This is a genomic window from Paucibacter sp. B2R-40, from assembly GCF_025717555.1.
Taxonomy (GTDB): Bacteria; Pseudomonadota; Gammaproteobacteria; order Burkholderiales; family Burkholderiaceae_C; genus Paucibacter_A.
In genome coordinates this window covers 89563-105107 of the sequence record NZ_JAJIRP010000006.1, presented here as the reverse complement: position 1 = coordinate 105107, position 15545 = coordinate 89563, and the positions used below count along the sequence as shown (strand labels likewise).

The following is a 15545-nucleotide window of genomic DNA, read 5'->3' as shown; positions in this document are numbered from 1 at the left end:
TTGAGAGTGACCCAAACTTGTGCGACACTCCGCTGCGATGTATTCGACGTAAACCTCTAAATCACTTTGGGGCAAAGGCATTCCTACGCTGAAGGAAGCCGGCCCTCAACACTCTGACGGAGACAACAGCCCATGTCCGCACAGCCCCTGTCTTTTCTTGGCGCCAGCGCCAACGACACCGATTCGATAGAGACCAAAGAGTGGCTGGACGCGCTGTCCGCCGTGATCGGTGAGGAAGGCGGCGAACGCGCGCACTTCCTGTTGAATCAGCTCATCGACCATGCCCGCCAAGCCGGCATCGATGTGCCGTTCTCGGCGACCACGCCTTATGTGAACACCATCCCCGCCGACCAGGAAGCGCGTTGCCCCGGCAATATCGAGATCGAAAAGCGCCTGCGCGCCTATATGCGCTGGAACGCCATGGCCATGGTGGTGCGGGCCAACCGCCTGAACCCAGCTGATGGCGGCGACCTCGGCGGCCATATCGGCTCCTTCGCCTCGCTGGCCTCGATGCTCGGCGCCGGCTTCAATCATTTCTGGCATGCCGAGAGTGAGAACCACGGCGGCGACCTGCTCTACATCCAGGGCCATAGCGCGCCTGGCATCTACGCCCGCGCTTTCCTGGAAGGCCGCCTGAGCGAAGAACAGCTGGATAGCTTCCGCCAGGAAGTCGACGGCAAGGGCTTGTCCAGCTATCCGCATCCGAAGCTGATGCCTTCGTTCTGGCAGTTCCCGACCGTGTCTATGGGCCTGGGCCCCTTGATGGCGATCTACCAGGCGCGCTTCCTGAAGTATCTGCATGCCCGCGGCATTGCCAACACCGAGAACCGCAAGGTCTGGGCCTTTATGGGCGACGGCGAGATGGACGAGCCGGAATCGCTGGGCGCCATCGGCCTGGCTGCTCGCGAAGGCCTGAACAATCTGGTCTTCGTGATCAACTGCAATCTGCAGCGCCTGGACGGCCCGGTGCGCGGCAATGGCAAGATCATTCAGGAACTCGAAGGCGAGTTCCGTGGCAGCGGTTGGAACGTGATCAAGCTGGTCTGGGGCAAGGGCTGGGACGAGCTGCTGGCGCGCGATAAGAGCGGCAAGTTGAAGCAGCTGATGATGGAAACCGTCGACGGTGACTACCAGGCGATGAAGGCCAATGACGGCGCCTTCGTGCGCAAGAACTTCTTCGGCAAGTACCCCGAGACGGCCAAGCTGGTCGAGCATATGAGCGACGAGGAGATCTTCGATCTGCGTCGCGGTGGCCACCAGCCCGAGAAGGTGTTTGCTGCCTTCCACGCCGCTCACAACAATGCGTCCAACCAGCCGACGCTGCTGCTGATCAAGACCGTCAAGGGCTACGGCATGGGCAAGGCCGGCGAAGGCAAGAACACGGTCCACCAGACCAAGAAGCTGACCGACGAAGACATCAAGTACATCCGCGATCGCTTCGCCATCCCTATTCCCGACAGCGAGCTGCCCAAGCTGCCTTACTACAAGCCGGCCGAAGACACGCCCGAGATGCGCTATCTGCACGAGCGCCGCCAGGCCCTCGGCGGCTACCTGCCGCAGCGCCGCGTCAAGGCCGAAGAGAGCTTCACCGTGCCCTCGCTGGAGACCTTCAAGGCCGTGCTGGAGCCGACCGCCGAAGGTCGCGAGATCTCCACGACGCAAGCTTATGTGCGCTTCCTGACCCAGTTGCTGCGTGACAAGGATCTGGGCCCGCGCGTCGTGCCGATTCTGGTCGACGAGGCGCGTACCTTCGGTATGGAAGGTCTGTTCCGCCAGATCGGCATCTACAACCCCGCAGGTCAGAACTACACGCCGGTCGACAAGGACCAGGTGATGTATTACCGCGAGGCCAAGGATGGCCAGATTCTGCAAGAAGGCATCAACGAAGCCGGCGGCATGGCCAGCTGGATCGCCGCGGCGACCAGCTACTCGACCAATAACCGGGTGATGATCCCGTTCTACGTCTACTACTCGATGTTCGGCTTCCAGCGCATTGGCGATCTGGCCTGGGCGGCTGGTGATATGCAAGCGCGCGGCTTCTTGCTGGGCGGCACCTCCGGGCGCACCACGCTGAACGGCGAAGGCCTGCAGCATGAAGACGGCCACAGCCACATCCTGGCCAGCACCATCCCGAACTGCATCAGCTACGACCCGAGCTTCGCGCATGAGGTCGGCGTGATTCTGCACAGCGGCTTGAAGCGCATGGTCGAGCAGCAGGAGAACGTGTACTTCTACATCACGCTGCTGAACGAGAACTACGCGATGCCGGGCCTGAAGGCCGGTACCGAGGAGCAGATCCTGAAGGGCATGTATTTGCTGGAAGAAGCCGCCGACAAGCCTCTGACGGTCAATCTGCTCGGCTCCGGCACCATTCTGCGCGAAAGCCAGGCCGCCAAGGCCTTGCTGGAAGCCGACTGGGGCGTGGGCGCCCATGTCTGGAGCTGCCCAAGCTTCAACGAACTGGCCCGTGAAGGCCAGGACGTTGAGCGCTGGAACCTCTTGCATCCGACCGAAGCGCAGCGCGGCAGCTTTGTGGGCCAGCAACTGAGCCAGACCAGCGGCCCGGTGATCGCCTCGACCGACTATATGAAGAACTACGCCGAGCAGATCCGTGCCTTTGTGCCTGCGGGGCGCTCCTACAAGGTGCTGGGTACCGATGGTTTCGGCCGTTCGGACTTCCGCAACAAGCTGCGTGAGCATTTCGAGATCAACCGGCATTACATCGTCGTCGCCGCGCTGAACTCCTTGGCCGATGAAGGCAAGTTGCCCAAGGCCAAGGTGGCCGAAGCGATTGCCAAGTACGGCATCAAAGCTGACAAGATCAACCCCCTGTACGCATAAGCGCCGCGGAGACAAGACATGGCATTGGTAGAAGTCAAGGTTCCCGATATTGGGGACGTCAAGGATGTGGCCGTCATTGAGTTGATGGTCAAGGTGGGCGACACGGTCGCGCTGGAGCAAAGCCTGATCACCGTCGAGAGCGATAAAGCCTCGATGGAGATCCCCAGCTCGGCGGCAGGCGTCGTCAAAGAAATCAAGATCGCGATCGGCGACAAGGTCAATGAAGGCAGCTTGGTGCTTTTGCTGGAGACTGCCGGCGAGGCTGCAGTTGCCGCGCCAGCACCGGCTCCGGCTGTTGCTGCCGCTTCCGCTGCACCGGTCGCCGCGCCCGTGGCTGCGGTAGCTTCCGCTGCTGCCCCAGCAGCCAGCGCGCTGGTCGAGGTCTTTGTGCCCGATATCGGCGACTTCGAGTCGGTCGCGGTGATCGAGGTGTTTGTCAAGATCGGCGACACCATCAAGGTCGAGCAAAGCCTGATCACCGTCGAGAGCGACAAGGCCTCGATGGAGATTCCGTCCTCGCATGCCGGCGTGATCAAGGACTTGAAGGTCAAGCTCGGCGACAAGGTCGCCAAGGGCTCGCTGCTGGCCATCGTGGAAGTGAAGGGTGCTGTTGCAGCACCGGCTGTCGCTGCTGCTCCCACCGCCGCTGCATCTGTTGCCGCAGCCGCGCCTGCCGCCGCCGTTGCGGTGGCTGCACCGGCAGTCGTACCTGCCCACGATCCGACTGTCATCAACACCAAGCTGCCGCACGCATCCCCCAGCATTCGCCGTCAAGCGCGCGAGTTAGGTGTGCCCTTGGATGAGGTCAAGGGCAGCGGCCCGCATGGCCGTATCCAGGAAATCGACTTGCAGGGCTTTGTGAAGTCGGTGATGGCCGGTGCCGTGCAGACGCTGGCGCAAAAGGCCTTGGCACCTGCAGCTTCGTCCTCATCGGGTGGCGGCGGCGCCTTCCCCGGCCTGCTGGCCTGGCCCAAGGTGGACTTCGAGAAGTTCGGCGCGATTGAGCGCAAGGACATGTCGCGGATCAAGAAGATCAGCGGCGCCAATCTGCATCGCAACTGGGTCGTGATCCCGCATGTCACCAACCATGACGATGCCGACATCACCGAGCTCGAAGCCTTCCGCGTGCAGACCAACAAGGAAAACGAGAAGAACCCGGCGGCCGTCAAGGTGACGATGCTGGCCTTCATGATCAAGGCGGCGGTGGCGGCCTTGAAGAAGTTCCCCGAGTTCAATGCCTCGCTCGAAGGCGAGGGCGACGCACAGAAGCTGGTACTCAAGAAGTACTTCCACATCGGCTTCGCGGCCGATACGCCGAATGGCCTGGTCGTGCCGGTGATCAAGGATGCCGACAAGAAGGGCATTTTCGAGATCAGCCAGGAGATGGGCGAGCTGGCCAAGAAGGCGCGTGACGGCAAATTGGGCCCGGCCGAGATGAGCGGCGGCTGCTTCACGATCTCGTCCTTGGGCGGCATCGGCGGACGCTACTTCACCCCCATCATCAATGCGCCCGAAGTGGCCATCATGGGCGTGTGCAAGAGTCAGATCGAGCCGAAGTGGGACGGTAAGGCCTTCCAGCCGCGTTTGATGTTGCCGCTGAGCCTGAGCTGGGATCACCGCGTCATTGACGGCGCGGCTGCGGCTCGCTTCAATGTCTATTTCGCATCTCTTCTGGCGGACTTCCGCCGCATCGTGCTCTGATCGGGGTTGACTATGGCAATCATCAACGTAACGGTCCCTGACATCGGTGACTTCAAAGACGTGGCCATCATAGAGTTGCTGGTTAAACCCGGCGAAACGGTGGCCAAGGAGCAGAGCCTGATCACCGTCGAGAGCGACAAGGCTTCGATGGAGATCCCGTCGTCGCATGCCGGCGTGGTCAAAGAACTCAAGGTGTCTTTGGGCGACAAGATCAACCAGGGCACGCTGTTGCTGACGCTGGAAAGCGCCGATGCTGCGGCTGCGTCTCCTGCCGCCCCGGCAGCTGTAGCGGCAGCACCTGCCCCCGCTGCAGCGCCAGTCGTAGCGCCGACCGCCGCCGCTGCTTATGCCGGCAGTGCTGACCTCAGCTGCGATCTGCTGGTGCTGGGCGCCGGGCCCGGCGGCTATTCGGCCGCTTTCCGCGCCGCTGACCTGGGATTGAAGGTCATTGTGGTTGAGCGTTATGCCCAACTCGGCGGCGTCTGCCTGAATGTCGGTTGCATCCCGTCCAAGGCGCTGCTGCATGTGGCAGCGGTGATGGACGAGGTCTCCCACCTGGGCGATCTGGGCGTTGACTTCGGCGCGCCTAGCGTCAATGTCGACAAGCTGCGCGGCCACAAGGAAAAGGTCATCGCCAAGCTGACCGGTGGCCTGGCTGCGATGGCCAAGATGCGCAAAGTCACGGTCGTGCGTGGCTATGGCGCCTTCATCGACGCCCACCATGTCGAGGTCGAAGAGACCAGCGGCGAGGCGCAAGCCAAGACGGGCGCCAAGAAGACCATCCACTTCAGCCAGGCCATCATCGCGGCCGGCTCGCAAGCGGTGCGTCTGCCTTTCCTGCCGCAAGACGAGCGCATTGTCGACTCGACCGGTGCGCTTGAATTGAAGGGTACGCCGAAGAAGATGTTGATCATTGGCGGCGGCATCATCGGCCTGGAAATGGGCACCGTCTATTCGACGCTGGGCGCTCGCCTGGACGTGGTCGAGATGCTCGACGCCCTGATGCAAGGCGCCGACCGCGACCTCGTCAAGGTCTGGCAGAAGTTGAATGCCAAGCGTTTCGACAACATCATGTTGAAGACCAAGACGGTTGGTGCCGAGGCCACGCCCGAGGGCATCAAGGTGCAGTTCGAGACGCTGGACGGGGCAAAAAGCGATGGTCTGTACGACCTGGTCTTGCAAGCCGTGGGCCGCACGCCCAATGGCAAGAAGGTGGCCGCCGAGAAGGCCGGCGTCGCCGTCACCGACCGCGGTTTCATCAATGTCGATGTGCAGATGCGCACCAATGTGCCGCATATCTTCGCCATCGGCGATGTGGTCGGCCAGCCGATGTTGGCGCACAAGGCGGTGCACGAAGCCCATGTCGCGGCCGAGGTCGCCGCCGGTGTGCAGCTAGGGGACGCCAACTTGGCCAAGAGCCAGTTCGATGCCCGCGTGATCCCGAGCGTCGCTTACACCGACCCCGAAGTGGCATGGGTGGGCCTGACCGAAGACCAAGCCAAGGCGCAAGGCATCAAGGTCAAGAAGGGCCTGTTCCCCTGGACGGCTTCGGGCCGCGCGATTGCCAATGGCCGCGATGAAGGCTTCACCAAGCTGCTGTTCGACGACTCGCCGGAAGCGCACGGCCACGGCAAGATCCTCGGCGGCGGCATCGTTGGCACGCATGCGGGCGACATGATCGGCGAAATCGCTTTGGCGATCGAGATGGGGGCCAACGCGGTGGACATCGGCAAGACGATTCACCCGCATCCGACGCTGGGAGAGTCGATCGGCATGGCGGCGGAAGTGGCGCACGGGTCTTGTACGGATCTGCCGCCGACGCGGAAGTAGGCGCTTAGTCCAGCCCCATCGAAGGCCCGTTTCGGCAACGAACCGGGCCTTTTCGTTTCTCTGCTTGCTTGTAGGTCGGACGTTCTGGGCTGGATAGTTCTGCATGGCCGCCACCGTGCCGGGAATTCGCCCCGGCCGGCGACCTAATTTCTTGGGTGTCCAGGAAGAAACGCAAGGAAGACGACCAGACGCTTGCCAGCGTCTGGTCCCTCGTCGGTCATTGCTAACGCTGCCTGCTCGGTGCAGTCTCGGCCCTGGTGAAACGGCCCGCCGCTGCACGCCGGGCTATATCTTTTGGGCATGTGGCTTGTTTGCGGGCTGGATCGGTCGACAGGAGGGAACAAATCCGGGGAGACGTTTGGACCGTTGACGGGGGCAATGGCAATCTGTTCCCCCTGCTCGCTTGCTCTGAACAGCCCCAACGTGGCACATGCTGACAAAGAAAAAGCCCCTAAGTTGCTTATTTACTTAGAGGCTTGATGGCTTGTGAACGCATGTGATTCACCGAATTGGAGCGGGTGATGGGAATCGAACCCACGTGATTTGCTTGGGAAGCAAGAGTTCTACCATTGAACTACACCCGCATGGGGAGAAGTATACCGGCAGCTTGCCGTGAGCTCATGCCAAGGCTTGGAAGAGTCTGTGCGCGTCGGGGCCAAAAGCGTAGGCATCCATCCCCAAGGAGCCAAAGGTCAGGCTGGCGTGCAGGCGCTGCGGTGCGGCCTCAGTCCCGCCGGCGCCGGCGGCGATGAACCAGGGTAAGAGGTGCTCATCGCTTGGGTGCATCGCAACGCCGAATGGAGCCTTCGCACGGTAGTCGAGCAGGGCTTGCCAGTCGCGCGCCGCACTGCGCTCAAGCCACCAGTTACGAAAAGTCCGCGAGGCTTCAATTTCGGGCGCGTCTACGGCCGGCGGATGGCCGCGCCCGAACACCAGGCCGAGATTGTGCGTGATGCTGCCGCTGCCAATGATCAGGACGCCGGAATGCGCCAAGGGCTTCAGTATTTCCCCGAGGGCGAATTGCTGAGTCGGGCTTTCGCTGGCAACAAAAGCGAGCGGCAAAACCGGCACATCGGCATTCGGATAGAGGTAGCGCAGCGGTGTCCAAGCGCCGTGGTCCAGGCCCGCTTGCGGCGATAGTTGCATCGCTTGACCAGCTTGCTGGGCCAATTGAATGATTTCCTCGGCCAGAGCAGGAGCACCGGGCGCGTCATAACGCAGCGTGCGCAGTCGGTCGTCAAAGCCGCCGAAGTCATAAATGGCCTGATGGCGCGGGCCGGCCAGCAGCACCGGCTGGCTTGCATTGGTGTGGGCCGAAATCATCAGGATCGCCCTCGGGCGATCGAAATTTGCGTCCAAGACTTGGCCCAGCTCGCGCATGAAGGCACCCGCTTCGCGCGGCTCCAAAGCTGTCATGGGCGAGCCATGGGAGAGGAACAAGGGCGGGAAGTGTTTGGTGTTCATCATGCCTTGATTGAATCCGAGATGGGCATGGCCTGGGTGGCGCCCGATTGAATCCGCCGTTCAGGGCTTTTGCATGCTGGGCGGGATGAACGCCGAGACTGTCGCTACAGTGCGAGCCATGACTACGACTTTACATGCACCGCGTGCTCAAACCTTGACTCCGCCGACAGTGCTGCAGATGGCTTGGCGCCAGCTCTGGCGCGACTGGCGTGCCGGCGAGCTGCGTTTGCTGATGCTAGCTGTTGCGCTGGCAGTGGGCGCTTTGTGTGCGGTGAGCTTTTTGTCGGATCGACTTGATCAGGGCCTGCGTCGCGACGCCGCTCAGCTGATGGGCGGAGATGCGGTGTTGTTGAGTGATCAGCCGACGCCAGCGCCACTGCTGGCGCTGGCCAGTGAGTTGAAGCTTGCGCAACTGCTCAGTGTCAATTTCCCCAGCATGGCGCGGTCCAGCGAGGCGCAAGGTGGTGCGAGCCGCTTGGTGGCCGTGAAGGCGGTCGGCAATGCCTATCCACTGCGCGGACGCCTGGTGTTGACGGACGGCCGCTCGGTGCAGGCGCCGAAGGTCGGCGAGGTCTGGGTAGACGAGCCTGTTTTGACGGCCTTGGCGCTCAATGTGGGGGACTCTTTGCTGCTGGGGGAGTTGAGTTTGCGCATCTCCGGCATCATCGCGACCGAGCCCGACCGAGGGGCGGGTTTCCTCAACTTTGCGCCGCGCGTGATGCTGGCCGAGGCTGATTTGGCGGCGACTGGCCTGGTGCAGGCGGCCAGTCGCGTCACATACCGCCTGGCCGTCGCTTCCAGCGACGGCAATACCAAGGCGGTGGCCAGTTTCGTCAAGCGTGCTACCGCTTTGATTGAGCGTTCGGGCTGGCGCGGTGTGCGGCTGGATTCCTTGGAAAGTGGCCGGCCTGAAATGCGCCAAACCCTTGACAGGGCGAGCAAATTTCTGAGTCTGGTGGCGATGCTGGCGGCGCTATTGGCGGCGGTGGCGGTGGCGTTGGCGGCGCGCGACTTTGCCGCGCGTCATATGGATGACTGCGCGATGCTGCGCGTGCTGGGGCAGTCGCAGCGTCGCATCGCCTGGACCTATGGGCTCGAGTTCGGCGTCGCCGGCATGGTCGGCAGTAGTTTGGGTGTCTTGCTGGGTTGGGCTGTGCACCATGGTTTTGTCAGCTTGCTGGCCGGGCTGCTTGAGGTGAATTTGCCGAATCCGAGTTGGTGGCCGGTGGCCTTGGGGTTTGGCTTGGGCCTGAGCTTGTTGTTGGGCTTTGGCCTGCCGCCGGTACTGCAGTTGGCGGCGGTGCCGGCATTGCGGGTGATCCGGCGTGATCTGTGCAGCCTGAACGCTGGCTCGCTGGTGGTCTTGGTGGCGGGTGTGCTGGGATTTGCGGCGATCTTGATGGCGCTGTCTCGGGATTTGGTTTTGGGATCTATCGCGGCCGGCGGTTTTGCTGTGGCGGTGGGCGTTTTTGCCCTGCTTTCCTGGTTGGCCGTGGTCCTGTTACGCCGCTTCGTACCGCTGAGCGTTAACGGTAGGCAGGCGCCGCGCTGGCTGCTCTTGGCGACCCGCCAAGTGGCCGCGCGCCCGGGCTTTGCGGTCGTGCAAGTGTCGTCGCTGGCGGTCGGCTTGTTGGCGCTGGCATTGTTGGTGCTGTTGCGCACAGATCTGATCGACAGCTGGCGCCAAGCCACGCCCGCGAACGGCCCCGACCGTTTCGTGATCAATATCCAGCCTGATCAAGCCGCGCCGTTTCAGGCCAGCTTGGCGGCGGCGGGCGTGCAGAAGTACGACTTCTATCCGATGATCCGAGGCCGTTTGCTGAGCATCAATGACAAACCGGTGCAGTCGCAAAAGTTCACTGACGAACGCGCTCAGCGCTTGGCCGAGCGGGAGTTCAATCTGAGTCATTCCAAGCAACTGCCGGCACGCAATCAGGTGGTTGGGGGCGCTTGGTTGGATGATGATGCCAAGGGCCTCAGCGTGGAGGAGGGGCTGGCCAAATCGCTGGGCTTGCAACTCGGTGACCAGTTGAAGTTCGAAGTAGCAGGGGTGGCCGTAGAGGGGCGCATCAGCAGCGTGCGCAAGGTTGACTGGGCCTCGATGCGGGTCAACTTCTTCGTGATGTTTCCGCGCGCTGAGATGCCGGAGCTGCCGCGTACCTTTGTGGCGGCTTTTCGAGCGCCAGTTGGCGGCACTTTGGACCGAGTCATGACGCGAGAGTTTCCAAATCTGACCGTGGTCGATGTGTCGGCTCAGCTCAATCAGGTGCAGGCGGTGCTCAATCAGGTGATTCAAGCGGTGCAGTACTTGTTTGCATTCTCTTTGGCGACCGGCCTGGTGGTTCTATTGGCCAGTGTCAACAGCACACGTGATGCACGCACGCGGGAGTTCGCCTTGATGCGCGCACTGGGAGCCAGTTCGCGCCTCTTGGGTCAAGTGCAAAGGGCAGAATTGCTCGGTGTGGGTTCCTTGGCGGGCTTCCTGGCCGGCGTGGTCGCCTTGGCTTTGAGTGGCCTGCTGGCGCACTATGTGTTCGGCTTCAACTGGAGTATCAATTTCTGGGTGCCCTTGATCACCATGGCTGCCGGGGCCGTGCTGGCCTTGACGGCGGGTTGGTGGAGCCTGCGAGGCGTGCTTCAGCGCCCCGTCACGCAAACGCTGCGGGAAGCCGATTCGCAATAGGCGCCTCATAGAAAACGGGCCTCAAAGGCCCGCTCTTTTCTTGGCTACTGGCTGTCGCGTTTGCCGGGCGCTTCAGAAGGACTGCCAGTCGTCACTGTCGTCCCCGCTGGATGCTGGGGCTGGCGCGGCCGCTCTAGGCGACGCTACCTTGGCGGCTGGTTTCGGCGGCGCTGCAGTTGTTGGCGCAGGGGCCCGGCTTGGTGCGGGCTTTGGCGCCGTCTTCTGAGCCATCGGCTTCATACTGGACTTGAAAGCTGCATTCGTCGAACCCGAGCTATGCTGGTTTTTCGGCGTTGCGGCAGGCGTGTAGCCATGCGCACGCTGGCCTTCATTGCTGCTGAGCTTGAAGACAGACACCACCTCGGTCAGGCGCTGAGCTTGATCTTTCAGGCTCTCGGCGGCGGCCGCCGACTCCTCAACCAAGGCCGCGTTTTGCTGCGTCATTTTGTCGAGCTGAACCACTGCACCGTTGACCTGACCGATGCCGTCACTTTGTTCGGTCGAAGCGGCGGTGATCTCGCCGATGATGTCGGTCACGCGCTGCACGCTTGAGACAATGTCGGTCATCGAGTTGCCAGCTTCTTCGACCAAGCGGGTGCCGACCTCGACCCGGTCAACGCTGGCCCCGATCAGGCCCTTGATTTCTTTGGCCGCTTCGGCGCTGCGCTGCGCCAATGAGCGCACCTCGCTGGCGACAACGGCAAAGCCTCGCCCTTGCTCACCGGCTCTGGCGGCTTCAACGGCCGCGTTCAGCGCCAGGATATTGGTCTGGAAGGCGATGCCGTCGATCACGCCGATGATGTCGCTGATTTTCTTGGAGCTGGTGTTGATCTCGTCCATGGTCGTGACCACCTGGCTGACCACCGTGCCACCCTTGGCTGCCGCCGCAGAGGCTGACGAGGCGAGTTGATTGGCGGTCTGCGCGGCGTCGGCAGTCTGGCGCACGGTGCTGGTCAAGGTTTCCATTGAGGAGGCGGCTTCTTCAAGGTTGGCGGCAGTCTGCTCAGTGCGCTGTGACAAGTCCTGGGCGCCCAGCGCGATCTCGCTGGAGGCTGTGGTGATCGAGTTGCTGGCCTGCCTGACGTCCAGAAGAATGTCTTGAATCTTCTTGGCGAACAAGTTGAAGGCGCCGGCAATGCGGGCAATCTCGTCATTGCCGCTCTCGGGCAGGCGTTGGGTCAGGTCACCACCTCCAGCGCTGATTTCGTCCAGCGCCGCTTGTACACGGCTGAGACCGCGCAGCATGGTGCTGATCATCGTCGCCATCAAAGCGCCGGCCACGGCGATCACCAGCAACAAGACCAAGGCAGCAGCACGCAGCAAGGCATTCAAGGAGGCGAATGCTTCGCTCTTGTCGGCCGCAGCCACCAGAATCCAATCGGTATCGGGAATGGCGACGCCGCGCAGCAGGTAGTCCTGTTCGCCAAAGCGAGCTTCGACCCAGTCGGCGCCGGCTTCACGGATCTGCTTCATCGCTTTGTCATCGAGTTGCGAAGACAAGGTGGATAGCGGTTTGAGCGCAAGATTGGTGTCCGGGTGAGCGACGATGACCCCTTTCGTGGAGACCAGAAAGGCGAAGCCATTCGGCGTTGGTTTGATGGCTTTGACGGTGTTGGACACTTCGTTCAAGAACACGTCGGTGGCCACCACGGCTTTGGTTTGACCGCCGTCCTTGACCGCTTGTGCGAAAGTGACGACCAGCAGCTTGCGCGCTGCGTCCATATAGGGTTCGGTCAATATCGTGCCGCTGGCGGCGGCAGCCTGGGTAAACCAGGGCCGTCCCGTCGGGTCATAGCCGGGCGGGAGGTTCTGCGGCGAATTGAAGAAGATGCGCTTGTCGGCATGCGCAATATAGGCGGCCTCCAGGCCACCCGATTTGGCGGCTTGCACCAAGAACGGAATGGGTTCTGCTTGTTCAGCCACAGGTGCCAGCGCGCCGACGATGGCGCGCTGCGAGCCTATCCATTGATTGATGGCCGCAGCCCTTGCGGCCGACAAAGCGTCCAAATCCGCCAGTACTTGGTTATGCGTGTGGTTGCGCACAATGACGTAGTCGGCGGCCGTCGAAATGAACATTGCCAACACCACCACGCTGATGCAAAGCGTTATAAGACGGGTCTTGATCGAATCAAACATGGGCACACTCCAGTCGCAGGCTGATGCTTAAAGATTGAGGTTCAAAAACTTTCCCACTCGCTCTCGTTGGAGGCGGGGGGCGTCGCAGCAAGTGGCTTGGCGCGCACCACAGGGGCGGCCGGGGCTGCTGCGCTAGGAGTCGACGGCGTCGTCTTTGCCTTGCTCGGCCCGCTTGGCTTGCTCGAGCTGGGCTTTGGGGTGGGGCTGGCAGAGGCAGACTTGCCGGCCTTGGTCGCAGGCGCAGCGGGCGGTCTGTGGGCTGCTGGGCTGCTGCCGCCGGCCTGCGCCAGCCGGAAGATGGCCACAGCCTCTATCAGTCGTTGCGCCTGATCTTTCAGACTTTCTGCCGCCGCAGCCGACTCCTCTACCAAGGCAGCGTTTTGCTGCGTCATCTGATCCAACTGCGTCACCGACTGATTGACTTGGCCGATGCCGTCGCTTTGCTCGCTGGCTGCGGCCGTGATCTCGCCGATGATGTCTTGCACGCGTTGCACGCTGGAGACGATTTCCGTCATCGAAGTACCCGCGTCTTGCACCAGGCGCGAGCCCATTTCGACCCGCTCCACACTGGCGCCGATCAGCGTCTTGATTTCCTTGGCTGCCGCCGCGCTGCGCTGCGCCAAGGAGCGCACCTCGCTGGCCACCACAGCAAAGCCGCGGCCCTGCTCGCCGGCCCGGGCGGCTTCGACCGCAGCGTTCAAGGCCAGGATATTGGTCTGGAAGGCGATACCGTCGATGACGCCGATGATGTCGTTGATCTTGCGCGAGCTGGTGTTGATGTCGTCCATGGTGGACACCACTTGGCCGACCACCTGCCCGCCCTTGGCTGCTGCATTCGCGGCCGACATCACCAACTGGTTGGCGGTGCGGGCGGAGTCGGCGGTTTGTTTGACGGTGCCGGTCAACTCGGTCATTGACGAGGAGGCCAGTTGCAGATTCGAGGCAGTCTGCTCGGTGCGCTGACTCAGGTCTTGGTTGCCGGTCGCGATCTCGGCACTGGCGTGGCCGATCGAGTCGACCGACATACGCACGGTGCCGATGGTTTCGGCCAAGCGCTCTCGCATCGCCTCGGTTTGTTGAATCAGCAAGCCGATTTCGTCGTCACGCGTGCTGATGACCGACTGAGACAGATCGCCTTGGGCGATCGCACCGACCGCATTGGTCAGGGCGCCCAGCGGCCTGGCGACCCAGTTGCGCATCATCCAGAATAGGCCCATTCCCAGGCCCACCGTGGTCAGAGTCAGCATGATCCAAAAGGGGATCAAGGTGGCCCAATGCGAGGCCATCGCCTCACTCCGGGACACTTGTGCGACTACCCACAGGCCGGCCTTGTCACTCTTGCGGACGATGGCGAAATTGTCATCGCGCGGCGTAGCCAAGACATTGGGGAAGCTGGATAAGTAGCCATCGCTGCTCTCGCCGAGTTCGGTCAAGGCCTTGTCCAGGCCCGGCATGAAGTCGGCGACCAATTTGCCTTTGGCCGTGGGGTGCGCCGCAAACGTGGCCTTGGACATATCGTTGCTGGCGGTGACCAAAAAGGTACCGCCGCTGTCGAAGAACTTGGCATTCGCGCTCAGGCTAGACATGGCCACCTCGAACGCATCAAGGTCGAAGCCCACGAAGAGCAAACCAATCAGTTTGCCGTCGTCATTTTTGATCGGCTCGTAATGAGTCATATAGGCGCGGCCGAACAGCACTGCGCGCCCCGAGAAGGGCTTGCCGGTTTTTACTGTGGCAAAGGCGGGGTGCTCCTTGCCCAGCAGCGTGCCCATAGCGCGTTCGCCCTTGGCATTTTTCAGCGAGGTGGTGATGCGTTCGAAATCATCACCCTTGACGGCGAAGACCGTCGCTACGCCTCCGGTCGCGCCGGCGAATTTGTCGACCTGGGTGAAGTTGCCGTTCAACTTCGGCCCCCAATCGCGCAACTCGCCGGTGGCTTCGTCCAGGCTGAAACTGGGCCCGAACTCCTGCCGCAGGGAACCGAAGTTGCGTTCGACCAAGATGCGCGAGGACTCGTCCATCGCATGCATGGAGTCCACCAAAGACTGCGCTTTATCGCCGACCCAGGTTTGCACGCGCTGGTTGGCATCGCGTGTCAGCATCACGCTGACGATGCCACTGACGGTGAGAAGTACGACCGCTAGGGTAATGCCGCCAATCGTCGACACGCGACGCGCGATCGAGGTGGACCTGGTCTTCATTGCGCGTACTCCACCAATATTGTTGTGCAGACAAGTTGCCAAGCCAGGCTCGATCAAACAATCGACGAGAAAGCCATCACCGTGGCCCGTCGAGACTGGCTGGTTCTTGTCTTAGGCCGCCAGGGAGTCCATCAATCCCATGTCGGCGCTGCTCATCAAACCTTCGATGTCCATCAGAATCAGCATGCGGTCGTTGACAGTGCCTATGCCGGTGATGAAGCTGGTGTCCACCGAAGTGGAATTGAGTTCCGGGGCCGGCCGAATCGCATCGCGGGCCAATTCCAGGACATCAGAAACCGAATCAACCACGGCGCCCACCACGCGGTTCCTGACGTTCAACACGATCACCACGGTGAAGCTGTTGTACTCGGCCGATGGGCAGCCCAGCTTCAAGCGCAGATCCACGATAGGCACAATCACGCCGCGCAGGTTGACAACACCCTTGATGAAGTCGGGCGCATTGGCGATGCGGGTTGGCGGCTCGTAGGAGCGGATTTCCTGCACCTTCAGGATGTCAATGCCGTATTCTTCCGCGCCCAGGCGAAAGGTCAGGAATTCACCGCTGGATGGTCCGCGGTTCTTCATTGCCAGGCTGCCGGCTTCTTGGCGCAGGGCCGGCACATTGTCTCGGGTGGTTTCCATGGCTTACCTCGTTATCTGTACGGGATGGATGGGTGACGTAAGGAAAA

General features: G+C 61.9%; 8 protein-coding genes and 1 tRNA gene. 4 read left to right on the top strand and 5 right to left on the bottom strand.

All coding sequences use genetic code 11. The features are described from left to right. The first annotated feature begins 132 nt into the window (after positions 1 to 132). The 3 genes from aceE to lpdA are packed head-to-tail and all read left to right on the top strand — an operon-like array spanning position 133 to position 6372. A complete protein-coding gene (gene aceE, locus LNV09_RS13670; protein WP_263557625.1) occupies positions 133 to 2841 on the top strand; it encodes a pyruvate dehydrogenase (acetyl-transferring), homodimeric type in 2709 nt (902 codons plus the stop codon). Positions 2842 to 2859: 18 nt separating this feature from the next. Continuing rightward, positions 2860 to 4542 carry a dihydrolipoyllysine-residue acetyltransferase gene (gene aceF, locus LNV09_RS13665; protein ID WP_263557624.1) on the top strand — a complete coding sequence of 561 codons (1683 nt, stop codon included), beginning with the start codon at positions 2860 to 2862 and terminating at the stop codon, positions 4540 to 4542. A 12-nt stretch (positions 4543 to 4554) separates the two neighbouring features. After that, complete coding sequence (gene lpdA, locus LNV09_RS13660; RefSeq protein WP_263557623.1) at positions 4555 to 6372, top strand: dihydrolipoyl dehydrogenase; 1818 nt, start codon at positions 4555 to 4557, stop codon at positions 6370 to 6372. Positions 6373 to 6882: 510 nt separating this feature from the next. Here the strand turns inward: lpdA and LNV09_RS13655 are convergent. Together LNV09_RS13655 and LNV09_RS13650 are read right to left on the bottom strand one after the other, a co-directional pair. Beyond that, a tRNA-Gly gene (locus LNV09_RS13655) sits at positions 6883 to 6956 on the bottom strand. Between the two features lie 34 nt (positions 6957 to 6990). Beyond that, on the bottom strand, positions 6991 to 7836 hold the full coding sequence (locus LNV09_RS13650) for a dioxygenase family protein (protein ID WP_263557622.1): 846 nt from the start codon (positions 7834 to 7836) through the stop codon (positions 6991 to 6993). Positions 7837 to 7954: 118 nt separating this feature from the next. Here LNV09_RS13650 and LNV09_RS13645 point away from each other — a divergent pair, with 118 nt between their 5' ends. Next, complete coding sequence (locus tag LNV09_RS13645) at positions 7955 to 10519, top strand: ABC transporter permease (protein WP_263557621.1); 2565 nt, start codon at positions 7955 to 7957, stop codon at positions 10517 to 10519. A 72-nt stretch (positions 10520 to 10591) separates the two neighbouring features. On the opposite strand, the gene LNV09_RS13640 is transcribed toward LNV09_RS13645, so the two are convergent. The 3 genes from LNV09_RS13640 to LNV09_RS13630 form a co-directional block, all read right to left on the bottom strand. After that, entirely contained in the window at positions 10592 to 12655 is a 2064-nt protein-coding gene (locus tag LNV09_RS13640; RefSeq protein ID WP_263557620.1) for a methyl-accepting chemotaxis protein, read from the bottom strand. A 41-nt stretch (positions 12656 to 12696) separates the two neighbouring features. Further along, the gene (locus LNV09_RS13635) at positions 12697 to 14856 is read right to left on the bottom strand and encodes a methyl-accepting chemotaxis protein (RefSeq protein ID WP_263557619.1); all 2160 of its coding nucleotides are present in this window, start codon (positions 14854 to 14856) and stop codon (positions 12697 to 12699) included. Between the two features lie 111 nt (positions 14857 to 14967). After that, complete coding sequence (locus tag LNV09_RS13630; RefSeq protein WP_263557832.1) at positions 14968 to 15441, bottom strand: chemotaxis protein CheW; 474 nt, start codon at positions 15439 to 15441, stop codon at positions 14968 to 14970. Positions 15442 to 15545: the final 104 nt, after the last annotated feature.